Annotated in this window: 23 protein-coding genes; 8 read left to right on the forward strand and 15 right to left on the reverse strand. The window is 64.0% G+C overall.

Translation table 11 applies throughout. The features are described 5' to 3' along the window. The 3 genes from L1K66_RS12610 to L1K66_RS12620 are packed head-to-tail and all read right to left on the reverse strand — an operon-like array spanning position 1 to position 2,914. On the reverse strand, positions 1–690 hold the full coding sequence (locus L1K66_RS12610) for a DsbA family oxidoreductase (protein WP_252258182.1): 690 nt from the start codon (positions 688–690) through the stop codon (positions 1–3). Further along, the gene (gene nudC, locus L1K66_RS12615; RefSeq protein WP_252258183.1) at positions 687–1,586 is read right to left on the reverse strand and encodes an NAD(+) diphosphatase; all 900 of its coding nucleotides are present in this window, start codon (positions 1,584–1,586) and stop codon (positions 687–689) included. The genes L1K66_RS12610 and nudC overlap by 4 nt, the downstream gene beginning before the upstream one ends. Then, entirely contained in the window at positions 1,586–2,914 is a 1,329-nt protein-coding gene (locus L1K66_RS12620; RefSeq protein ID WP_252258184.1) for a serine hydrolase domain-containing protein, read from the reverse strand. The genes nudC and L1K66_RS12620 overlap by 1 nt, the downstream gene beginning before the upstream one ends. A gap of 119 nt (positions 2,915–3,033) precedes the next feature. On the opposite strand from L1K66_RS12620, the gene L1K66_RS12625 reads away from it, so the two are divergent. Beyond that, positions 3,034–3,255, forward strand: a complete 222-nt coding sequence (locus L1K66_RS12625; protein ID WP_252258185.1) for a hypothetical protein — start codon at positions 3,034–3,036, stop codon at positions 3,253–3,255. Here L1K66_RS12625 and L1K66_RS12630 read toward each other — a convergent pair. Continuing rightward, a complete protein-coding gene (locus L1K66_RS12630; RefSeq protein WP_252258186.1) occupies positions 3,252–4,289 on the reverse strand; it encodes an A/G-specific adenine glycosylase in 1,038 nt (345 codons plus the stop codon). The two genes, L1K66_RS12625 and L1K66_RS12630, sit on opposite strands and share 4 nt — an antisense overlap. 29 nt (positions 4,290–4,318) lie before the next feature. On the opposite strand from L1K66_RS12630, the gene L1K66_RS12635 reads away from it, so the two are divergent. From L1K66_RS12635 to L1K66_RS12650, 4 genes are all read left to right on the forward strand, one after another. Further along, entirely contained in the window at positions 4,319–4,870 is a 552-nt protein-coding gene (locus tag L1K66_RS12635) for a DUF721 domain-containing protein (protein WP_252258187.1), read from the forward strand. A 2-nt stretch (positions 4,871–4,872) separates the two neighbouring features. Beyond that, positions 4,873–5,640 carry a DsbA family protein gene (locus L1K66_RS12640; RefSeq protein WP_252258188.1) on the forward strand — a complete coding sequence of 256 codons (768 nt, stop codon included), beginning with the start codon at positions 4,873–4,875 and terminating at the stop codon, positions 5,638–5,640. Positions 5,641–5,786: 146 nt separating this feature from the next. Then, positions 5,787–6,533, forward strand: coding sequence for a thioredoxin domain-containing protein (locus L1K66_RS12645; protein ID WP_252258189.1), 747 nt, complete (start codon positions 5,787–5,789; stop codon positions 6,531–6,533). Between the two features lie 21 nt (positions 6,534–6,554). Then, positions 6,555–9,977 (forward strand): AAA family ATPase, encoded by a 3,423-nt coding sequence (locus L1K66_RS12650; protein WP_252258190.1) that lies wholly within the window; start codon positions 6,555–6,557, stop codon positions 9,975–9,977. A gap of 3 nt (positions 9,978–9,980) precedes the next feature. Here the strand turns inward: L1K66_RS12650 and L1K66_RS12655 are convergent, their stop codons facing one another. The 6 genes from L1K66_RS12655 to rpmF all read right to left on the reverse strand — a co-directional run bounded on the left by L1K66_RS12655 (position 9,981) and on the right by rpmF (position 13,978). Continuing rightward, positions 9,981–10,814 (reverse strand): hypothetical protein, encoded by an 834-nt coding sequence (locus L1K66_RS12655; RefSeq protein ID WP_252258191.1) that lies wholly within the window; start codon positions 10,812–10,814, stop codon positions 9,981–9,983. Between the two features lie 10 nt (positions 10,815–10,824). Then, on the reverse strand, positions 10,825–11,262 hold the full coding sequence (locus tag L1K66_RS12660) for a MerR family transcriptional regulator (protein WP_252258192.1): 438 nt from the start codon (positions 11,260–11,262) through the stop codon (positions 10,825–10,827). An 18-nt stretch (positions 11,263–11,280) separates the two neighbouring features. After that, positions 11,281–11,583 carry an integration host factor subunit alpha gene (locus L1K66_RS12665; protein WP_252258193.1) on the reverse strand — a complete coding sequence of 101 codons (303 nt, stop codon included), beginning with the start codon at positions 11,581–11,583 and terminating at the stop codon, positions 11,281–11,283. A gap of 122 nt (positions 11,584–11,705) precedes the next feature. Then, positions 11,706–12,671, reverse strand: coding sequence for a beta-ketoacyl-ACP synthase III (locus tag L1K66_RS12670; RefSeq protein WP_252258194.1), 966 nt, complete (start codon positions 12,669–12,671; stop codon positions 11,706–11,708). Further along, positions 12,668–13,768, reverse strand: a complete 1,101-nt coding sequence (gene plsX / locus L1K66_RS12675; protein ID WP_252258195.1) for a phosphate acyltransferase PlsX — start codon at positions 13,766–13,768, stop codon at positions 12,668–12,670. The genes L1K66_RS12670 and plsX overlap by 4 nt, the downstream gene beginning before the upstream one ends. 27 nt (positions 13,769–13,795) lie before the next feature. Continuing rightward, a complete protein-coding gene (gene rpmF / locus L1K66_RS12680; RefSeq protein ID WP_252258196.1) occupies positions 13,796–13,978 on the reverse strand; it encodes a 50S ribosomal protein L32 in 183 nt (60 codons plus the stop codon). 232 nt (positions 13,979–14,210) lie between these two features. On the opposite strand from rpmF, the gene L1K66_RS12685 reads away from it, so the two are divergent. Next, positions 14,211–14,519, forward strand: coding sequence for an MAPEG family protein (locus tag L1K66_RS12685; RefSeq protein ID WP_330221232.1), 309 nt, complete (start codon positions 14,211–14,213; stop codon positions 14,517–14,519). Between the two features lie 220 nt (positions 14,520–14,739). On the opposite strand, the gene L1K66_RS12690 is transcribed toward L1K66_RS12685, so the two are convergent. From L1K66_RS12690 to L1K66_RS12700, 3 genes are all read right to left on the reverse strand, one after another. Then, positions 14,740–15,408, reverse strand: a complete 669-nt coding sequence (locus L1K66_RS12690; RefSeq protein WP_330221233.1) for an MBL fold metallo-hydrolase — start codon at positions 15,406–15,408, stop codon at positions 14,740–14,742. Between the two features lie 76 nt (positions 15,409–15,484). After that, positions 15,485–16,027, reverse strand: coding sequence for a hypothetical protein (locus tag L1K66_RS12695; RefSeq protein WP_252258197.1), 543 nt, complete (start codon positions 16,025–16,027; stop codon positions 15,485–15,487). Next, a complete protein-coding gene (locus L1K66_RS12700; RefSeq protein WP_252258198.1) occupies positions 16,024–16,707 on the reverse strand; it encodes a S24 family peptidase in 684 nt (227 codons plus the stop codon). Before L1K66_RS12700 ends, L1K66_RS12695 begins: the two co-directional genes overlap by 4 nt. 120 nt (positions 16,708–16,827) lie before the next feature. Between L1K66_RS12700 and L1K66_RS12705 the strand changes: the two genes are divergently transcribed. Next, on the forward strand, positions 16,828–17,106 hold the full coding sequence (locus L1K66_RS12705; protein WP_252258199.1) for a hypothetical protein: 279 nt from the start codon (positions 16,828–16,830) through the stop codon (positions 17,104–17,106). Continuing rightward, a complete protein-coding gene (locus tag L1K66_RS12710) occupies positions 17,096–17,515 on the forward strand; it encodes a hypothetical protein (protein WP_252258200.1) in 420 nt (139 codons plus the stop codon). Before L1K66_RS12705 ends, L1K66_RS12710 begins: the two co-directional genes overlap by 11 nt. Positions 17,516–17,526: 11 nt before the next feature. Here L1K66_RS12710 and L1K66_RS12715 read toward each other — a convergent pair whose 3' ends face one another. Both L1K66_RS12715 and L1K66_RS12720 read right to left on the reverse strand, forming a co-directional pair. Continuing rightward, positions 17,527–18,903 carry an aldehyde dehydrogenase family protein gene (locus L1K66_RS12715; RefSeq protein ID WP_252258201.1) on the reverse strand — a complete coding sequence of 459 codons (1,377 nt, stop codon included), beginning with the start codon at positions 18,901–18,903 and terminating at the stop codon, positions 17,527–17,529. A 27-nt stretch (positions 18,904–18,930) separates the two neighbouring features. Next, complete coding sequence (locus L1K66_RS12720) at positions 18,931–20,589, reverse strand: acetolactate synthase large subunit (protein ID WP_252258202.1); 1,659 nt, start codon at positions 20,587–20,589, stop codon at positions 18,931–18,933. Positions 20,590–20,658 lie beyond the last annotated feature (69 nt).

Genomic DNA, 20,658 nt, shown 5'->3' on the forward strand with positions numbered 1-20,658 from the left:
CTAGCCCCCTGCGGCCGCGTTGCTCTTTTCAACCACTCTACGCAGCACGTTGACATAGGTTTCCGGCCCTTGCGCGCCGGGGACCAGGAATTTCCCGTTGATGATCATCGCCGGAACGCCGGAGATGTTCATATCCCACGCCTGCCGCTCCTCTGCGATCACCCGCGCTTCGAGCGCTTCGTCGTCCAATGCCGCCTTGGCCGCTTCGCGGTGCAGGCCGACGCCGGCGGCGATGTCGAGCAGCACTTCGCGTTGGTTCAAGGGCTTGCGGTGGTTGAAATGCGCTTCGAACAGGGCGAGCTTCAACTGCGTCTGCACCTGCGGCCCGGCTTCCTCCAGCGCAAAGCCCAGCAGCTTGTGGCAATCGCGGGTGTTCCACATCATCGCCGGGGGCGCCTCCCCCTCGCCTTCATATGCTAGCGAAACCCCTGCGCTTTCGGCAATCGCTTTCATCTGGCCGCGCACTTTCGCGCCCTCTTCGGCGGAGCGGCCATATTTGCGCTGCAGATGTTCTTCCTGCCCCTCGCCCTCGGCGGGCATGTCGGGATTGAGTTCGAACGGGCGCCAGCGCACCTGCGCCGCGATCTCGCCGTCGAGAGCCTCCAGCGCCTTGGTCAGCTGGCCGTATCCGATCGCGCACCACGGGCACATGACGTCGGAATAGATGTCGATGGTAAGTGTCTGTGTCATCGGTCTAGCCACCATGCGATAAGGTGATGGGCGATCGCGAATTTCTGCGGGAAGATCAGTTGGTCATTGCCGCCCGGCCCTGCCGCCCGCGCCTCTTCCAATTCCTCGCGGGTAAACCAGCGCGCATCGTCGAGCTCGGTCCGGTCGATATCGAGCTGATCGCTATCAGCAACCGAATAGCAGCCGATCATCAACTGGCTGGGGAACGGCCATGGCTGGCTGGAGATGTACTGGACATCGCGCACGCGCACCCCGGCCTCTTCCTCGACTTCGCGCGCGACGGCTTCCTCGATTGTCTCGCCCGGCTCCACGAACCCGGCCAGTGCCGAATACATCCGCGGCGGAAAGCGCGGCTGGCGGCCCAGCAGCAGCCTGCCCTCGTGCTCTACCAGCATGATCGTGACAGGATCGGTGCGCGGGAAATGCTGCGCACCGCAGCCCCCTTCATCGGGAAGGCAATTGCGCTGCCAGCCGCCCTTGGCGATGCGCGTACGCGAACCGCATTGGGCGCAGAACTGATGGCGGGCGTGCCAGTCGACCAGCGATTTCGCCCCGCCATAGATCGCCAGGTCCTCCGGCTGGAGCATCTGCATCACCTGCCATGCGCGCGGCATCGCCGGGCTGGTCGATCCGGCAGGAGGAACTGGCGCGAAATGCGCCTTGTCATCGAGCATGCCCAGAAACACCAGCTCGGCATCCTCGGGGACATCGGCGAGCGTTTGCCACAAGAGCCGCCCGTCATCGTCGAATTCGGGCAACAGCCCGTCGAGATTGAGCACCCGGGCACGCCAGTTCATCAGATTGCCGAGCGCCTGCGGGTCCATGCGGATATTGTCCGCACGGTCTATCGGCGAACCGGCAAAGGCGATGGGTTCGGATTGGGCGGGATTGCTCATCAGGCGGCGTGGCGCGAATGATCCTGCTGACGCATGGCGGCAAGATCAGCCTCCAGCGCGGCGAGATATTCGTCGCGGATCGGATAGGCGTCGCTCGGCATGTATTGCGTCCACAGCGCGGTGCGCAGGCCGAGGTTGAAATCGACAGCGCCCAGCGTACCCGCCGCGCCGCCCCAGCCGAATGTGCCGTTGACGCTGCGCCCGCCTGCGCCATGCCCCTGCCCGACCATCCACGATCCGGTGAGATCGACAGTGCCTGGGATCAGGTCCGACGTGCCGACGCGCACCGCCTGTTCGCTCATCACCCGCTCGCCATCAAGCTCGCCAAAGCCCAGCAGCATGCGCAGGAAACGGTCGTAATCCTTGGGGCTTGAGACAAGACCGCCGCCACCCGAAGGCACCTTGGGCGGGTCGAGATAGATCGAGTTCGACGCCGGATCGAGCGGAAGGACAGTGCCAAAGGCAATGCCGTAATTGTCGGTCAGCCGGGTCTTTTCGCTTTCGGGAACGGTCATCCATGTGCTCTCCATCCCCAGCGGATCGAAGAGGCGCGCTTTCAGGAATGCCTCGAACTCCATGCCCGAGACAACTTCGATCACGCGGCCAAGCAGGTCGATGCTGTTCGAATAGCTCCACTTGGTTGCCGGCTGGTACATCAGCGGCAAGGTGGCAAGGCGATCCGCCCAGACTTCCAGACCGGGCGCGGGAACCGGGTTGGGAACGCCGGGAATGGGCGTGCGGCTGACACGGCCGCCGACGATCCCGTTTTCGACATAGGCATCGAGCAGCGGCCCCTTGGACACGATGGTGTAGCCGATGCCCGCAGTGTGCGTGAGCAATTGCCGGATGGTGATCGGGCGTTCTGCCGGGACGGTATCCTCCAGCGGGCCTTCGGGATCGACCAGAACCTGCATGTCGCGGAATGCGGGCATGATTTCATGCAGCGGCGTGTCCAGCCCGATCAGCCCGTCGTCGATCAGCATCATCGTCGCCATGCCGGTGATGGGCTTTGACATCGAATAGATGCGGTACAGCGTGTCTTCGTTCACTTCGACGCTGCTGTTCAGCCCCAGGGTGCCGCCGCCGACGGTGTGCGCCATGTCGTTCTGGCCCCAACCAAAGGTGAGGAGCATGTTGGCGACCTTGCGCTCATCAAGATAACGTTTTGCGAGCGCAGCGACATTCGGCCATGCCTCGCTTACATCATGGGCCAGCAGGCCCCGCCCGAACGGCAGCGTGGCCAGCGCCGCACCTGCGGCGGCGTATGCGCCTGTGCGAAACAGCGCGCGGCGCGACAGATCGGCAGGTGTGGAGATGCTGATGGACATGATTTCTCTCTCTAGAGGGGGGACTCGGTTGACGCCTGTGTGATCGACCCGACGCGAAGCGTCAATCGGGTGGTTAAAAGAGACTTGAATCGCCCGACTGTTTTACCCATATAACACACATGGGAAATCTACTCGCATACATCTTCGGGCTTGTGTCGCTCGTCATCGTCATCCCTTCGACCATCCCGTTTCTGGGCTGGGGCAACTGGCTGGCGCTGCCGCTGATCGTGGTCGGCATCATCTTCGGCGCATTGTCGTCGAGTGATGGCGGGCGCAACTTCTGCCTGATCGTGTTCCTGATCGCGGTCGTGCGCCTCTCGATTGGCGGCGGCTTGATCTAACGCTCCGCCAACGCCAGCCGCGCAGCCTTGGCGAAAAGGGTCGGCAGACCGGCGTCCCCGATCCGGTCGAGCGGCCACCACTCGCCCTCGCCCGGCGGAGTATCCTGCGTGGCAATCCGCACCACCGAAAGCGTCAGATGCGCATGGGTGAAGGTGTGCCGCACCGCGCCAAGAGCCTGCGGTTCTCCGCTGACGGGTGCTGATCCGGAACCATCACCCTGCGCGCTCCACCCGTCATCAGGCAGCGCGCGCATACCGCCCAACATGCCTTCACCCGGCCTTGTGACTATCCAGACGCGTTCATCGCGCTCGATCCAATAGGCTGTGCCCACGCGTTCGGGTTTGGCCTTTTTCGGCGGCTTGAGCGGCAGGCGCTCCGGCTCTCCCGCCTTGCGACCTTCGCACATGGCCGAAAGCGGACACAGCAGGCAGCGCGGCGCCTTGGTGGTGCAGACCTGTGAACCGAGGTCCATCATTGCCTGCGCGAAATCCCCCGCGCGGCTCTCGGGAGTGATTTCCCCGGCCCGTTCGCGAATGGGCTTGCGCGCGGCGGGCAGCGGTTCTTCGATTGCGAACAGCCTTGCCACCACCCGTTCGACATTGGCATCGACCACCACCGCCCGCCGGCCAAAACCGATCGCGGCAATCGCCGCGGCGGTGTAGGCGCCCAGCCCCGGCAGTTCGCGCAAATCCGCTTCGGTATCGGGAAAGCCGCCGCGCCGCGCCACTTCGCGCGCACACTTCACCAGATTGCGGGCGCGCGAATAATACCCCAGCCCCGCCCACGCCGCCATGACCTCGTCATCGCTCGCCTGCGCAAGATCGAACACCGTGGGCCAACGGGCGGTGAATTTCTCGAAATAGGGTTTCACCGCGGCCACGGTCGTCTGTTGCAGCATCACTTCGGACAGCCACACGCGATAGGGCCACGCGGGATCATTCGGTGGCGACGCGCCGGGGGGATTGCGCCACGGCAGAGCGCGGGCGTGGCTGTCATACCACTGGAGAAGCAGATCGGAGATGCTGGCAGTCACGCCGCGCCTATGGCATGGGTCGCGGCGAAATGGGAAGCGACAGCGAAAAACCATCCGGCAAGAGCCGCCCGCGCAAGACGGCCAAACCTTATGAGAGGCCGCGTGGGACGGGTGCGAAGGCGATTGGCGATCTCATGCCCGAAATCGGCCGCACCGCGTTTCGCCGTTTCGGCTTCGTGCAAAGCTCTGTCGTCACCCGCTGGCCCGAAATCGTCGGCCCCACCCATGCCCGCGTCTGCGCGCCCGAAGCGATCCGGTTTCCTCCCGGCGAGAAATCCGACGGCATATTGCAACTGGTCGTCAGCCCGGCGCATGCCCCGCTGATCCAGCAGGTGATCCCGGAAATCATGGAGCGGGTGAACCGCTTTTTCGGCTACAAGGCGGTGGCTCGGGTGAAGATCCGGCAAGGTGCGGTTAAGCCGCCCAATGCTGAAGAACGCCCCAAACCGCCGCCCTCGCTCAAGCCGATCCCTATGGAACTCGGCGATTCCTTGCGCGATATCGGCGATCCGGAGCTGCGCACGGTGTTGGAATCGCTCGCGCGCAGCCTTGGGGAACAGGAAAAGAAGGACGAGAATTGAAGATGAAGTTCTGGGGTTTCCTTGCCGCGGCAAGCATGATCGCGATCCCCGCAGCGGCGCAGCAAACCGCTCTGGAGGGGGCGAGCAACGGCCAGACCGAGCTTTCCAACCCCGGCAGCGCCTTTGTCGGTGATGGCCGCCGCGCGACCTGGCACGCCAATGTCGAACGCACCGAGCGCGGTTTCCGCATCGGCAGGCCCGATGCCGATGCCGCCCTGATCGAATTCATCAGCTACACCTGCGGCCATTGCGCGGCCTTCACCCGCGAAGGCGAAGGCGCGCTTGATCTGGCGCTGCTCGCACCCGGCCACATGACGGTGGAGGTGCGGCCCGTGATCCGCAACGCCATCGATCTGACCGTTTCGATGCTGGTGCAGTGCGGTGGGACTGAGGATTTCAAGGACCGGCACCGCATGTACATGACCCGGCAGGCCGATTGGCTGGGCAAGGCACAGAACGCCCCGCAATCGCAGCAGGCGCTGTGGGCTCGCGGAGACAAGGCGGCGCGCGCCAGCATGGCCAGCGCGCTCGACCTTGACGACATGCTTGCCGAACGCGGCGTGTCTCGGGTCGATATCAACACCTGTCTTGCCGATGATGCGGCGGCGCTGGCGCTGATCCGCAACGGCAATGCCGACCGCGCCGAATTCGCGGTGGCGGGCACCCCCAGCTTCGCGCTCGACGGACAATTGCTCACCAATGTCCACAATTGGGCCGCGCTCTACCCGGTGCTTGCCGAACGCTTCCGCCCCGGAAATACGCAGGAATAGGCTTGAGACAGAAGGCCCGCGCTGTATCGTGACCTGACGATTCTCACATCAATCCCCGCGTTTTGCACAAGCGCTTTGCCCGGCGCCTTCCGATAGCCGGGTGTCTGCGTATAGTCTTTCAGCTTCGACCAAAGGATTCCTTGGACATGAAACCGACCCGCAACCTCTTCAAATTCTCGCTCGCGGCTCCGCTTGCGCTGGCACTGGCAGCCTGCGGCGGGGAAGAAGGCGATGTCGAAAGCGGCGATGCGATTGCCGCCATCCCTGCGCCTGACGGCACCAATTGGGGCGATACCGTCACCGTCAGCGAACAGGATGGCTATGTGCTGGGCAATCCCGAAGCACCGCTGAAGCTGGTCGAATACGCCTCGCACACCTGCGGCGCCTGCGCGAATTTCGCGATGACGGGCAAGCCGGGGATCAAGGAATATGTCGCCACCGGCATCGTCAGCTTCGAACAGCGCAATCTGGTGCGCGACCCGATCGACCTGACCATCGCGACGCTGGTGCGTTGCGGGCAGAAGGAACAGATGCAGGTGCTGTCCGATCAGGCATGGCAGAACCTCGAACAGACCTTTGCCGCGGTGAACCAGAACGGCGCCGCCTACGAAGCCGCCGGCAACATGCCGCTCGAACAGCGTTTCGTGCAGATTGCGCAGGCAGCCGGACTGATCGAATTCTTCGCCGCCCGCGGGCTTTCCGCCGATCAGCAGCGCGCCTGCCTTGCCGATGCCGAGAAAATCGAGGCCATCGCCAACAATTCCTCCGCTCAGGCAGAGGAACTGGGCATCAACGCCACACCCACCTTCCTGCTCAACGATCGCAAGCTCGACGTGAACACCTGGAAGGATATCGAACCCTTGCTGCAACGCGCCGGCGCGCGGCAGGAATAAGGCGGGACACGCGGCACACCCATGCAGATCAACCGGCTCAAACTCTCTGGTTTCAAGAGCTTTGTAGAGCCGGCTGAACTGCGCATCGAACCGGGCCTGACGGGGGTGGTCGGCCCCAATGGCTGCGGCAAATCCAACCTGCTCGAAGCGATTCGCTGGGTCATGGGGGAAACCTCGGCCAAGTCGATGCGGTCGGGCGGGATGGAAGACGTGATCTTCGCCGGGACTGACAGCCGCCCGGCCCGCGCCTTTGCCGAAGTGGTGCTGCACGCGCGCGACGATGCGGATGAAGAACTGGTCGTCACCCGCCGGATCGAGCGTGGGGCGGGCAGCGCCTACCGCGTCAACGGGCGCGACGTGCGCGCGAAGGACGTGGCGCTTACATTCGCCGATGCCGCCACCGGCGCGCATTCCCCGGCGCTGGTTTCACAAGGCAAGATCGCTCAGGTGATCGCCGCCAAGCCCGCCGAACGGCGCATGATGCTCGAAGAAGCGGCGGGGATCGCGGGCCTGCATGTCCGGCGCAAAGATGCCGAAAGCAAGCTGCGCTCTACCGAAAAGAACCTCGAACGGCTCGAAGACCTGATGGCGGGGCTCGATTCGCAGATCGCCTCGCTCAGGCGGCAGGCGAAACAGGCCGAACGCTACACCAAGCTGACGCAGGAAATTCAGCACGCCGAAGCCCGGCTGGTGTTCGCACGCTGGCGCGATGCGGCGGCGGCAGCGCAGCAGGCACGCGAGGCCGCTCAGGCCTCCGAAACCCGCGTCAACGATGCCAAGGCCGCAACCGATGCGGCGCAGAAACAGCAGGCCGAAGCCGCCGCCGCGCTGGCCGACGCGCGCGAAGAACTGGCCGATCGCCGCGACGATGCAAGCGCCCATGGACACCGCATGGCCGCGCTTTCGGAAAAGCTCAAAGCGGCAGAGGCGCGGCTGTCCGATCTGGAGCGTCAGCGCACCCGGCTGGAGGAAGACCGGATCGCCGCTGACCGGCTGACCCATGACGCCGCCGAAGCGCTGGCCCGGCTCGAGCGCGAACTCGCCGCATCGCGCACCCGCGTGACCGAGGCAGAAGCGGAGCGCCCCGCCCTCGCCAATGCTGCCGAGAACGCCGAACGCGCCAGCCGCAGCGCCGAACTCGCGCTGGCCAAGGCGACGGCCGATCATGCCGGGGTCGAAGCCGAATGGCGCGTGGCGGAAGCCGCGATCGAACAGGCCGAAGCCCGGCTCGCCCGTCTTGCCCGCGAGGCCGAACGGATCGCCGCCACCCGCAGCGAGCTGGAAGGGGCAGAAGACACCGAACAGGCCGTTGCCGAAGCGCGCGAAGCATCCGAAGACGCCGCCCGCGAAGTCGCCCGTCTGCGCGCCCGGCTGGAAGAAGACCAGGCGCGCAAGGGCGAGCTTCAGACCGCGCGCGACGAAGCCTCCTCCCGCCTTGCCACGGCGCGCGCCGAACTCGCCGGGATCGAACGCGAATACACCGCGCTCGTGCGCGATCGCGATGCCCGCGAAAAGAGCGCGAAATCCCGCGCCGGCCTGCCCGCCGCGCTCGACAAGGTGCGCGTGGCAAAGGGTTATGAACGTGCCATCGCCGCCGTTCTGGGACGCGATGCGAAATCGCCGCTCGGCATGCCGGGCGACGCGGGCGAAGGGCGGTTCTGGACAGGCGGCGCGGCCCCTGCAGCGGTGGCGGACAGCCTGCTCGATCACGTGACCGATTGCCCCGATGAACTGCGCGCGCGGCTTGCGCTGGTGCATTGTGCCGACAGCGACGACGGGCGCACGCTTGGCCCGGGCGAATGGCTGGTGACGAAAGGCGGGCATCTGCGCCGGTGGGACGGCTTTGTCGCGCGCGGCGAAGGTTCTGCCGAGGCAGCACGGCTCGAAGCGGCCAACCGCCTCGCCGATCTCGAAAACGAATTGCCCGATCTGCGAGGCGCGGCTGCGCTGGCGGAGAGCGAGGAGCGCAGTGCGCGCGAGGAACTGGCGGCGCTACAGACCGCGCTGGTGGCGCAGGAACGCGAAGTCGCCGCCGCGATCGAGGCCGAACGCGGTGCGCTGCGGCGGCTCGATCAGGCAGAGGCGGCGCGCGAACGGATCGCCACGCGGCTTGAGGAATTGTCGGCACAATCGCTTGAGGTGGACGAGCAACTCGGCGCGGCGAAGCATGATCTCACCGCCGCTCAGGAAGCAAGGTCCGCCCTGCCCGCGCCCGACGCCGGTCGCGCCGCGCTTGAAGCGGCTCAGGCCCGGCACGAGGCGGCCAAATCGGCGGTGCAGGCGACCCTTGCCGAACTCGCCGCGCATGATCAGAGCCTTGCCGTATCACGCGAAAGGCTGGCGGCGCAGCAGGCCGATCACTCCAACTGGAAATCGCGCTCGGGCGAAGCGGCAAACCGGGTGGCGCAGGCCGCGCGGCGGCTTGAGGAGATCGAGGAAGAGCGCGCCGTGATCGCGGCCAAGCCCGCCGCCCTGATGGCCGAGATCGAACAGGGTGACGCGGTGCGCGCGCGGCTGACGCAGGAACTGGAGGCGGCGCAGGCGGAAATGGATCGTTGCCAGCAGGCGGCCACCAAGGCTGACCGGGCGCTGGCCGATGCGCAGGAAGCGCTCGCCGTGGCCCGCGAAGGCCGGGCCACGCTGGTCGCCCGCGCCGAAAGCCAGGAAGCCCGCCGCAGCGAAATGGCGCGCCTTTCGGGTGATCGCTTCCAGTGCCCCCCGCCTTTGCTCGCCGAACGGTTCGGCTTTGCCGAGGACGACATCCGCCCCGAAGCCGAAGAATCGGAGCAAATGGAGCGCCTGATCGCCAGCCGCGAACGGATCGGGCCGGTCAATCTCGTCGCCGCAGAGGAACTTGCGCGGGTCGAGGAAGAGCACGGCGCGAACGCCTCCGAACAGGCCGAACTGACCGAGGCTGTGGCACGGCTGCGCGCCTCCATCGGCAATCTCAACCGCGAAGGTCGTGAACGGCTGCGCGCCGCATTCGAGGAAGTCGACGGCCATTTCCGCGTGCTGTTCACCCGCCTGTTCCAGGGTGGGCAGGCGCATCTGGCGCTGGTCGATTCGGATGATCCGCTGGAGGCGGGGCTCGAAATCTATGCCCAGCCGCCGGGCAAGCGGCTGCAATCGCTTTCGCTGCTGTCGGGCGGCGAACAGGCACTGACCGCGACGGCGCTGATCTTTGGCCTGTTCCTGACCAATCCCGCGCCGATCTGCGTGCTCGACGAAGTCGACGCGCCCTTGGACGATGCCAATGTCGAACGCTTCTGCGACCTGCTCGATTCGATGGTGCAGACGACTCAGACACGCTACCTCATCGTCACCCACAACGCCGTGACGATGAGCCGGATGCACCGCCTGTTCGGGGTGACAATGGCAGAAAAAGGCGTCTCGCGCCTTGTCAGCGTGGACCTTGGCGAAGCCGCACTGATGGCGGCGGAGTGACGCTCAACTTTCGGAATAACGCAGCAGCAGCCAGTCCTTGCCGGTAAGCGCATCGGCCAACCGCGACGCCGCATCCTCTGGTGCTTCCTGATAAAGCTTCACTAGGTCGGCAGCGAGCGCGCCCGCTTCATCGGCAGCAAGCACGGCGTCGCGGACGAATCCAAGATAGCTCGCCCCTACTCCGAACAGCGCCATGCCGTGATATTCTTCAAGATGCCGCGCCACGGCATAGTTCTGCAACGGGGTGAGGTCGCAGGTGAAATAGCCCTTGGGAAAGGCCGCGAGCGCATCGCTGGCTGCGTCGACTGGCACGAACTGAACAAAGGCCTCATTCTTGTTGCCACGCCAGAGCGCCGCATCGGGTTCGAACATCACCGTGTCGGGAAAGATCGGTCCATCCTCCGCTCCCCCTTCCCAGTACAGCATGCCGCATGCATCGTCGAAGGAAGTGCCGGCGGCATGTGCCTTGAGATTGGCGAGGCGGATCGGAAATTCGGCCGGCGTGGTGAGGAACCCACAATGCTCGCCATCGTCGAAACATTCGGGGCCTAGCGCGGAAAGGTCATGACCCTCGGTGTCATCGAGCCCGTGTTTCATGATTCCGTGCCCCGATGTGTAGGCAGCCTGATCCGGATCATCGAGCGTAGTCAGGACGCGCAAATTTGGATGCACTTTTGCCAGTCGCGTGCGAAGCGCCAGCAAGGCCGCAAAGTCGGGTACGTTCTCAGCCGTGACCCCATCGCACAGAAGGTTGGTGAAGAGACTTGGAGGTTGTTCGGCAAACGGGATAACGCACAACGGCTTTGGCTCGCGCTTGCCGCAACCTGAAATAGTCATCTCGTTCGCCCTAAGCCTCCACCGCCTTGGCCAGGCGGGCGCGGATCTGTTTCAGTTTGGCGATGGTTTCTTGCGGGACTGCCGCTGGAGCGGAAGGTGCAGAAGCAGCGGCCTGTGGTTCGCCCTGCGGGCTTTCGGTGGAGCGGCGATCACCCGAACGGCGATCACCCTTGCGCCGATCATGCTCGCCACCGCCCGCCGAACGCAGCACTGCCTCGGCACCTTTGAGGGTGTATCCTTCTTCGTTGACCAGCCGGTTGATCTTCTCGACCATCTCGACATCGCTGGGACGGTAATGGCGCCGCCCGCCGCTGCGTTTCAGGGGTTTGAGCAGCGAAAACTGCTGTTCCCAGTAACGCAGGACGTGCGGTTTGATGCCAAGCGCCTCGCTCACTTCGCCAATGGTGCGAAACGCGCTGCGATCCTTGCCATCGTTGAAGTCGATCATCGGCTACCCTGCCCTGCGTCAATCGCCCTTGGCGATCTTTTCCTTGAGCAATTGGCTGGCGCGGAACGTCATCACCCGGCGCGGGGTGATCGGCACTTCGACGCCTGTCTTGGGATTGCGGCCGATGCGTTCGTTCTTGTCGCGCAAGACGAAGCTGCCAAAGCCCGAAATCTTGACTTTTTCGCCCCGTTCGAGCGCCGCGATCATCTTGTCGAGGATGGCTTCGACCAGATCGAGCGATTCTGCCCGGCTGAAACCCATCTTGCGGTTGATCGCTTCTGCCAGATCGGCGCGGGTAAGCGTGCCCACCGAACGCATCATACCCATCCCTCCTTGTAACAACGCGACCCGTTGCCTGGGTTGAGTGTATGAAATTTCTGGAAATTTCGCAACGCGCTATGCCACAGGCGCGCATTTTCTGCACATATCCGCGCAATTACGGATTAAATCCGGGCGAGGCACGCCCCCCAGGTGAAGCCGCCACCCATGGCTTCGAACATCACCAGATCGCCATCCTTGATCCGTCCGTCCTTGCGCGCGGTGTCATAGGCCAGCGGTACCGACGCAGCCGACGTGTTGGCGTGGGACTGGACCGTGACAATCACCTTTTCAGCCGGGATGCCGAGCTTTTTCGCAGTGGCATCCAGAATGCGCGCATTCGCCTGATGCGGCACCACCCAGTCGATCTCGCTTGCCGAAATATCAGCGTCTTCAAGCACTTCATTGAGAACGCTTGAAAGGTTGACGACTGCGTGGCGGAACACCTCGCGCCCCTTCATCCGCAGACGGCCGACGGTTTGCGTGGTCGACGGGCCGCCATCGACATAGAGCAGATCATGCTGAGCGCCGTCCGCGTGCAGGCGGCTGGCGAGCACGCCTGTACCCGGTGCGTTGTCGCCCGCCGCCTCCAGCACGATAGCCCCCGCGCCATCGCCGAACAGCACACAGGTGGTGCGATCTTCCCAATCGAGGATTCGGCTGAAGGTTTCCGCGCCGATCACCAGCGCACGCTTGGCCATGCCGGTCTTCAGCAGCGAATCGGCAGTCGTCAGCGCGTAGAGAAACCCCGAACACACCGCCGCGACGTCAAAGGCGATGCCTCCATTGCAGCCGAGCGCGGCCTGAACCTTTGTCGCGGTTGCGGGGAATGTGTTGTCGGGCGTCGCGGTTGCCAGCACGATCAGGTCGATCTCGTTAGCGTCAATCCCGGCATCGGCCAGCGCCGCGCGCGCCGCCGCCGTCGCCAGCGTCGAGGTGGTTTCGCCCTCGCCCGCGATGTGGCGCTGGCGGATACCGGTGCGCTCGACGATCCATTCGTCCGAAGTGTCGATCTGTTCGGCCAGCTCGGCATTGGTCACGACCCGTTCGGGCAAGGCCGAACCGGAACCGATGATCCGCGAACCGCTCACGCCGCCGCCCCGCTCTCGTCCCCGTCAGGCGCAGCAGACGTCGATCCATTGGAACGCAACGCATCCTCGCCCAGCTCGGCAAGGTCGCGCGAAATGCGCTGGGTCAGATTGTTTTCGAGCAAGCGCGCCGCGACCTCAACAGCATTGGCGACGCCCTTGGCCGTGGCGCTGCCGTGGCTTTTCACCACCACGCCGTTAAGGCCGAGGAACACCGCGCCATTGTGGTTGTTCGGATCGAGATGGTGCCGCAGCAGCTCGGTTGCCGGGCGTGACACCAGAAACCCGATCTTCGACCGCAGCGAGCTGGTGAAGGCCTGGCGCAACAGGTCAGTGACGAAGCGCGCCGAACCTTCGATCGCCTTCAGCGCGATATTGCCGGAAAAACCGTCGGTCACGACGACATGGGTTTCGCCGCGGTTGATCTTGTCGCTTTCGACAAAGCCGTCGAACTGCAGCGCCAGCCCGCCGTCTTCGCGCGCGGAAGCGGCGGCCAGCGTCGCAGCGGCTTCGCGCAGCGCCTCTGTGCCCTTGATTTCCTCGGTCCCGATGTTGAGCAGGCGGACCACAGGCCGCTCAAAGCCGTTGACGATGCGCGAATAGGCCGCGCCCATGATCGCGAACTGGACGAGGTTGCGCGCGTCGGCGTCGGTGTTGGCGCCCAGATCGAGCATCACCACGTCATGCGCTTCGAGCGTCGGCATCAGTGCCGCGAGCGCGGGGCGATCGATCCCCGGCATGGTGCGCAGGGCGATCTTGCTCATCGCCATCAGCGCGCCGGTGTTGCCCGCGCTGACAGCGGCGCCGGCGTGGCCTTCCTTCACCGCATTGACGGCAAGGCCCATGCTGGTCGTCTTGGCACGGCGCAGCGCGCGCGACGGAAGCTCGTCGCCGCTGATCACGTCTTCGCAATGGAGGATTTCGGACGCGCCGCGCATTCCGGGATGGTTTTCCAGCGCGGCTTCGATTCGCGCCTGATCGCCCACCAGCAGGAACTGGAAGTCCTCATGCTGGCGGCGAGCGATGGCGGCGCCTTCGATCATGACGCGCACGCCTTCATCGCCGCCCATCGCATCCACAGCGATACGCGGGAGAGTCATGCGCTACGATCCTTCTTTAATCTGGCTTCAGATGCCCTTGGGCGCGATCACTTCACGGCCATTGTAATAGCCGCAAGCGGGGCACAGGTTGTGCGGCCGCTTAAGTTCGCCACAGTTGGAGCATTCATGGAACGCTTCGACGCGGAGCGAATCGTGCGCACGACGCATGCCGCGACGTGACGGGGAAACTTTTCTCTTGGGGACTGCCATGGCCGAGCCACTTCCTCAAATAAAACGTGTGTTTGCGCGGGTTTTCGCGCCGGTTCTTCGAAAACGCCCTTAGGGCAAGGCCGCGATCCGCACAAGGTTTAGCCCCATGCGATGCGTCCAAGCCGATAGTGGCGGGAAGCCGCGCGCTATAGCGAATAAATTGGAGGTTGCAAGCGGTGTAACCCCGCGCCAAGCAGGTGGACGGCAATAAATACAATCGAGGGGATCCGCCATGACTGCACTGCTACCTGTCACTTTGTCCGCAGCCGCCGCTGCCGCCATTCTCAACATCTGGCTGTCGATCCGCATCGGCGCGATCCGCCGGGCGGCGGGAATCAGCGTTGGTGACGGTGGCAGCGAGCCGCTGGAGCGCCGGATGCGCGCACAGGCGAACTTTGTCGAGAACACGCCGTTTGTCCTCGCCCTGATCGCCGCGGTGGAGCTGGCGGGCGCGGGTGGCCAGTGGCTGCAATATGTCGCTGCCGTCTATTTCCTCGGCCGGATCGCGCACGGTTTCGGCATGGATGGCGGATCGATGTAGATCGGCCGGATGATCGGCACGCTGGTGACGATGCTGACGCTGCTGGGCCTCGCCGTGGTGGCGGCGCTGGTAGCCGCAGGTGTGATGTAGGAAAGAAGGTGCATCGCGCCCAATGGCCCGCCAGCAGGCGGGCCGCAAACGCGACCGCGCGCCCGCAGCGGGTGCGTAGCGCAGCGAAGCACGTCTAGCGAGGACGCTCCGGCGGATGCCGGAGCAAAAATCAGGAAAGCGCGTAATCGCTTACAAAGGCATTGGTCTTGCGCTCGCGGCCGAAGGTGCTGGTGGGGCCGTGGCCGGGGATGAACATCACGTCCTCGCCCAGCGGCCACAGGCGCTGCGTGATCGAATCGATCAGGTCCTGATGATTGCCCTTGGGGAAGTCCGTCCGTCCGATTGATCCCTGGAACAGCACGTCGCCGACGATGGCAAAGCGGCTCGGCTCATGGAAGAACACGACGTGGCCGGGAGTGTGGCCGGGGCAGTGGATCACGTCGAGCGTCAATTCGCCCACCGTCACCGTGTCGCCATGCTTGAGCCAGCGCGTCGGCTCGAATGTCTTGGCCGTCATCCCCCAGCGCGCGCCGTCATCATCGAGCTGCGCGATCCAGAAACGGTCGTCCTCATGCGGCCCTTCGATCGGCAGGCCCAGCTCGTCCGCGAGCATCCCTGTCTGCCCGCAATGATCGAGGTGCCCATGCGTGACGAGCAGCTTTTCCAGTGTCACCCCTGCCTTGGCCACGCCCTCTTTCAGCTTGTCGAGATCGCCACCGGGATCGACCAGCGCGCCCTTCATCGTCTTGGTGCACCAGATCAGCGAGCAATTCTGCTGCAACGGCGTCACCGGAATGATCGCGGCGCGCATGGGGGGAGTCTTGGGTGTGTCTGTCATGGAGGTATCGCTTAAATCCTCCCCCCCTTCCACGCAACCCGGCCGATGAATTCGATCTGCCCACCACTGTCGCACCCTACAGGTTGAGCGAGAACTCCTTTTCCGCAAGGGCCGCCGGGGCTTCGCTTGACCAACATGGTTCGAGCACTTCGAGGGAACCCTCGATCCATTCGGCTAGCGGGGTTCCCACGTTCGAACTGAAAGAAAGGTCCGAGCCTTCGGTTCCCGAGTAGTGGGCGCGCACGGAGATTTCATAATGTACGCCGTCTCCCATAATCCTGATTCCTCCCCCTGGTGAAACCTCATAACCGGGAATGCTCACTCGCGGCGGGGATACGCCGTGCAGGGATGTAAGGACTGAAGAAGCGGCATCGCAATTTTGCGTGTCAGTCCATCGAGACTTTCTGACTTCCCCAGATGACTTGTCGCGCTCGCGCCACATAAACCAATATGCGGGCTCGCTATCCTCGCCCTTCAACCGCCCAACATCCACGCTGACATAGCTCTCGGAGAAAGCCGGGCTTGCGTGGAATGTCAGAAAGCTTCCACTCGTCACATAGTCGGGTGCCTGCGCCGCCAACAGCAAAGTAGGCCCAAAAATTACACCACCAAACGTCATATCCGCCCCCCCTTCCATACAACCCGGCCGATGACCTCCATCTCCTCGGCGCTGACCTCCACGGGAGGGTAGGCGAGGTTTTGCGATAGCAGCGCGAAGCGGCCTGCCCCGGCTTGCGCCACGCGTTTCACCATCAGCGTGTCACCCAGGCGCACGACATGGACACCGTCACGGAAGGCGCGCGGGGCGCGGTCTATCAGGATTTCGTCGCCATTGCGCAGCAGCGGTTCCATCGAATCGCCCTCGACCGTGATCGCGACCAGTTGCGCGCCCTCCAGCCCCTGTTCCGCCAGCCAGCGGCGCGAAAAGCGGAAGGCATCGAACGCCTGCTCGCTCACCGGAAGCGCGCCCGGCCCTGCCGATGCGCCGATGTCGAGCCGGGGCACATCCACCCAGTCACCCGGATCGCGCCGCATACGTGTTTGTGCGTAGGAATTTTCCTGCGATGATTCGCCGCCTCCGCCCAGCTCCTCTTCCGCCACGCCAAAGAAGGTGGCGAGCGTCCGCCGGTCCCCTTCCTCCAGCTTTCGCGGGGAACCTTTGCGAATGAATTGTTGCAGATAGCTCGCATTGCGCCCGAGCATGTCGGACAGGCGGGCAAGGCTCACCCCGCGTTGCTGCGACAGTTCCAGCAGCCGCGCACGGGCGCCGTCGGGGTGTGCTTCATCGGACTTAACCATCAATCCTTCCTACATGACGGATTTTTCCTAGACAAGTAGGATTTCGAATGGAACATTTCAGGAACACCGAGCGATTCGCAGGGTCGCGAGTCCCGATGCCCACAAGGTCAGGAGCCACAGATGCTGATACGCAAAGTCGAACAATTCCTGAGACGCCACGATATGCCAGCCACCAAATTCGGGCGGCTCGCGGCGCATGATCCGCGCTTCGTGCTGGATCTGCGGATGGGGCGCATCCCCCGCCCCGCCACGGAAAAGCGCACGCTGGAATGGATGGAGCGGTACGAGCTGGCGCAACTCGCCCGGCATGCAACGCTGGCCGAACTGTGCGCGCATGCCGGGTTCGAGATCAAAGGCCGGGTTGCCGATGCTCGTCAGGAGATGCGCCATGCTGCATGAAGCGCTGATCGAAATCGCCCGCATCGCCGGGTTCGAAACCAAATCCGCCGATGCGCCGGCCCCGACTCGGCAAACCGCGCGCCGTTACAGACCGCGCCGCACCGTGTCCGACAGGGTGCGCGAAGCGGTGCTGACCCTCGCCGAGGGCAAAGCCAGCCTGCTTACACATGAGGAAACCGCGTGGCACTCGATCACGTTTTCAGGCGCGCGGCATGAATTCATGCTCGATTTCGACGGGATCGAAGCCGTGGTTGCGGGCGAGAACTTCCTCGAGGCGCTGCCAGATCACGAATTCGCCATCCCCGGCCATCTCGTCGCCGATGCGACCATTCGCGAAGTCGATCACCGTTTTGGCGCGAACGAGCGCATGGTGGTGACAGCGGTTCTGCTGTTGCTGGAGGAGGGGTAACCCCCTCCCCCTTATCCCTTGATCACAATCATCTTCTCGATGGTCATCTCGTGGCAGGTATAGGGAATGCCCCCTACCCCGTGGCCCGATGTGCGCAGGCCCGCAAAGGGCATCCAGTCGGTGCGGAAGGCGGTGTGGTCGTTCACCATCACCGCCGACGCATCGATGTTGCGATAGGTGTGCATCGCCGATGACAGGTCATTGGTGAACACCGCCGCCTGAAACGCCACGTCGAGCGAATTGGCCTGTGCAATCGCCGCATCGACATCGTCATAGGAATAGATGCAGACGGCAGGGCCAAACACCTCATTGCGCGAAATCGTCGCCTCGGGTGAGGGATTGAGCAGCACCGTGGGGGCATAGGTGGTGTCGGACAGCTTCTCGCCCCCGCACAGCACCTTGGCCCCGCCATCGCGGGCTTCGTCGATCCATTTGGCCACGCGGTCGACTTCCTTGGGCCGGATCAGCGGGCCGCATTCGGTATCCTCGTGAATGGCGTTGCCGACCTTGAGCTTGCTCGCGGCGTCGGCCATGCGGCTGGCCAGATCATCGACGATGGAGCTGTGCGCAAACACCCGCTGCACCGACACGCAGACCTGCCCCGAATGGTAGAACCCGCCCTTGGTCAGGCTGGGCACGGCCAGGTCGAGATTGCCGCTGGGATCGACGATCACCGGAGCAACTCCGCCATGTTCCAGCGCGCAGCGCGTCCCCGGAGCGAGCTTTGAGCGGAGCGACCAGCCAACGCCGGCCGATCCGATAAAGCTGAAGAAGGCGACGCGAGGATCGCTCACCATCTTTTCCGACACGTCACGCGGCGGCTGAACCGCCTGCGCCCAGTCCGGCTCCAGCCCGGCTTCGTGCAGGATCGAGACGAATTCGAAGCACGACAGCGGGGTATCCGCCGCCGGCTTGACGATCACCGGACAGCCCGTGGCCACCGCCGGGGCGACCTGGTGCACGATCAGGTTGAGCGGGTGGTTGAAGGCCGAAACCGCCACCACCACGCCAATCGGTTCGCGCGTGGTCCACGCCAGCCTGCCATCGCCCGCCGCAGTCAGCCCCATCGGAATCTCGGTGCCTTTCAGCGCCCCGATTTCGTGGATGCACAGCTCCATCCCGTTGATCGCGCGGTCTACCTCGACCCGCGCATCGATCAGCGGCTTTCCGCCTTCAGCCGCGACCTGCATGGCAAGATGATCGCGGCGTTCGCGCATGATCTCCATCGCCCAGTGGAGGATCGCCGCGCGTTCGTGCGGCTTCTTCCACTGCGAGCGATCGCGGAACAGCGCCTGCGCCTTTGTCAGCGCCGCGTCGACGGCGTCCCAATCATGCGTGGGGACGCTGCCGACAGGAGACAGGTCGAACGGATTGACCACTTCATGCATGGCTTTTGTCCTTTGCAGTCAGTGTGATCAGAGCTGGGCCGACAGTTTCTTGATGTCGATGTTCAGGATCTGGTCGTTCTCGCTGTAATCGACCGGGCAATCGATCAGGTGCACGCCCGGCGTGTCGCGGCAATGCGCGAGCAGTTCGGTGAGGTGCTGGCTCGATTCCACCCGGTGCCCTTTCGCGCCATAGCTTTCGGCATAGGCGACATAGTCGGGGTTGCCATAGGTCAGGCCGAAATCGGCAAAGCCCATGTTCGCCTGTTTCCAGCGGATCATGCCATAGGCGTCGTCGCGCAGGATCAGCACGGTGAGATTGAGGCCGAGGCGCACCGCGGTCTCCATCTCCTGGCTGTTCATCATGAAGCCGCCATCGCCGCAAATCGCCATCACCTTGCGATCGGGATAGAGCATCGCGCTCATCATCGCCGAAGGCAGGCCTGCGCCCATCGTCGCCAGCGCGTTGTCGAGCAGCACGGTGTTGGGCAGGTAAGCGGTGTAACCGCGCGCGAACCAGATCTTGTACACGCCATTGTCGAGACAGATGATCCCGTCACGCGGCAGGCAATCGCGCACCTGCTTGACGAGATGCGGCGGGAAGATGGGGAAACGGGTGTCCGCCGCCAGCGCGTTGGTGTGATCCAGTTCTGCCTGGTGATAGGCCAGCATGTGATCGAAATCCCAGCTGCGGTTGGGGCTGATGTCTTCCTTGATCTGCCAGATCGCGTTGGCGATATCGCCGATCACTTCGATCTGCGGGAAATACACCGGATCGACTTCGGCCGTCTTGGTCGAAACATGGATCACGGTGACGCCGTTGTCCTTCATGAAGAAGGGCGGCTTTTCGATCACGTCATGGCCGACATTGATGATGCAGTCCGATGCCTCCACCGCGCGGTGGACGAAATCGCCTGCGGAAAGCGCCGCGCAGCCGAGGAATTTCGGATGGCGTTCGTCAATCACGCCCTTGCCCATCTGCGTGGTGAGGAAGGGAATGCCGGTCTTCTCGACGAATTGTTCGAGCATCCGCCCGCACATCTTGCGGTTCGCGCCCGCACCGATGACGAGCACCGGGTTCTTCGCCGCCTCGATCGCTTTCACCGCCGCGCGCACCGCCTTGGGCTCTGCCGAAGGACGCCGCGCGATGCTCTTGGGCAGCGGCTTGTTGTCGGTGGTGGGCTCTTCCGCGATATCCTCGGGCAGTTCGATCAGCGTCGCGCCCGGCTTTTCCTCTTCGGCGAGGCGATAGGCTTCGCGCACGCGGCTGGGAATATTGTCCCCGGCGGCGATCTGGATCGAATATTTGGTGATCGGCTTCATCAGCGAAACGATGTCGACGATCTGGAAGCGGCCCTGCTTCGATTTCTTGATCGGTTTCTGGCCGGTGATCATCAGCACCGGCATGCCGCCCAATTGCGCATAGGCCGCGCTGGTCACGAAATTGGTAGCCCCCGGTCCCAGCGTCGCCATGCAAACGCCGGTCTTGCCGGTGTGGCGGCCATAGGTCGCGGCCATGAAACCCGCACCCTGTTCGTGGCGGGTGAGGATCAGCTTGATCTTCTTTGACCGGCTGAGCGAATCGAGCAGGTCGAGGTTCTCTTCCCCCGGAACGCCGAAAATATACTCGCAGCCTTCAGCCTCCAGGCATTCGATAAAAACGTCCGAGGCTTTCTTGGTATCGCTCATGTGTATTCCCCCCAATGCACGCGGGCCTTTGCGCCGCCCGCAAGAATGACATCGCTTACGCAGCAGGTT

Source organism: Erythrobacter aurantius, assembly GCF_023823125.1.
Lineage (GTDB): Bacteria > Pseudomonadota > Alphaproteobacteria > Sphingomonadales > Sphingomonadaceae > Erythrobacter > Erythrobacter aurantius.

Coding starts and splice junctions, on each gene's coding strand:
- L1K66_RS12610 (WP_252258182.1), bottom strand. CDS start 690: ATGACACAGACACTTACCATCGACATCTATTCCGACGTCATGTGCCCG.
- nudC (WP_252258183.1), bottom strand. CDS start 1,586: ATGAGCAATCCCGCCCAATCCGAACCCATCGCCTTTGCCGGTTCGCCG.
- L1K66_RS12620 (WP_252258184.1), bottom strand. CDS start 2,914: ATGTCCATCAGCATCTCCACACCTGCCGATCTGTCGCGCCGCGCGCTG.
- L1K66_RS12625 (WP_252258185.1), top strand. CDS start 3,034: ATGGGAAATCTACTCGCATACATCTTCGGGCTTGTGTCGCTCGTCATC.
- L1K66_RS12635 (WP_252258187.1), top strand. CDS start 4,319: ATGGGAAGCGACAGCGAAAAACCATCCGGCAAGAGCCGCCCGCGCAAG.
- L1K66_RS12640 (WP_252258188.1), top strand. CDS start 4,873: ATGAAGTTCTGGGGTTTCCTTGCCGCGGCAAGCATGATCGCGATCCCC.
- L1K66_RS12645 (WP_252258189.1), top strand. CDS start 5,787: ATGAAACCGACCCGCAACCTCTTCAAATTCTCGCTCGCGGCTCCGCTT.
- L1K66_RS12650 (WP_252258190.1), top strand. CDS start 6,555: ATGCAGATCAACCGGCTCAAACTCTCTGGTTTCAAGAGCTTTGTAGAG.
- L1K66_RS12655 (WP_252258191.1), bottom strand. CDS start 10,814: ATGACTATTTCAGGTTGCGGCAAGCGCGAGCCAAAGCCGTTGTGCGTT.
- L1K66_RS12660 (WP_252258192.1), bottom strand. CDS start 11,262: ATGATCGACTTCAACGATGGCAAGGATCGCAGCGCGTTTCGCACCATT.
- L1K66_RS12665 (WP_252258193.1), bottom strand. CDS start 11,583: ATGATGCGTTCGGTGGGCACGCTTACCCGCGCCGATCTGGCAGAAGCG.
- plsX (WP_252258195.1), bottom strand. CDS start 13,768: ATGACTCTCCCGCGTATCGCTGTGGATGCGATGGGCGGCGATGAAGGC.
- rpmF (WP_252258196.1), bottom strand. CDS start 13,978: ATGGCAGTCCCCAAGAGAAAAGTTTCCCCGTCACGTCGCGGCATGCGT.
- L1K66_RS12685 (WP_330221232.1), top strand. CDS start 14,211: ATGACTGCACTGCTACCTGTCACTTTGTCCGCAGCCGCCGCTGCCGCC.
- L1K66_RS12690 (WP_330221233.1), bottom strand. CDS start 15,408: ATGACAGACACACCCAAGACTCCCCCCATGCGCGCCGCGATCATTCCG.
- L1K66_RS12695 (WP_252258197.1), bottom strand. CDS start 16,027: ATGACGTTTGGTGGTGTAATTTTTGGGCCTACTTTGCTGTTGGCGGCG.
- L1K66_RS12700 (WP_252258198.1), bottom strand. CDS start 16,707: ATGGTTAAGTCCGATGAAGCACACCCCGACGGCGCCCGTGCGCGGCTG.
- L1K66_RS12705 (WP_252258199.1), top strand. CDS start 16,828: ATGCTGATACGCAAAGTCGAACAATTCCTGAGACGCCACGATATGCCA.
- L1K66_RS12710 (WP_252258200.1), top strand. CDS start 17,096: ATGCTGCATGAAGCGCTGATCGAAATCGCCCGCATCGCCGGGTTCGAA.
- L1K66_RS12715 (WP_252258201.1), bottom strand. CDS start 18,903: ATGCATGAAGTGGTCAATCCGTTCGACCTGTCTCCTGTCGGCAGCGTC.
- L1K66_RS12720 (WP_252258202.1), bottom strand. CDS start 20,589: ATGAGCGATACCAAGAAAGCCTCGGACGTTTTTATCGAATGCCTGGAG.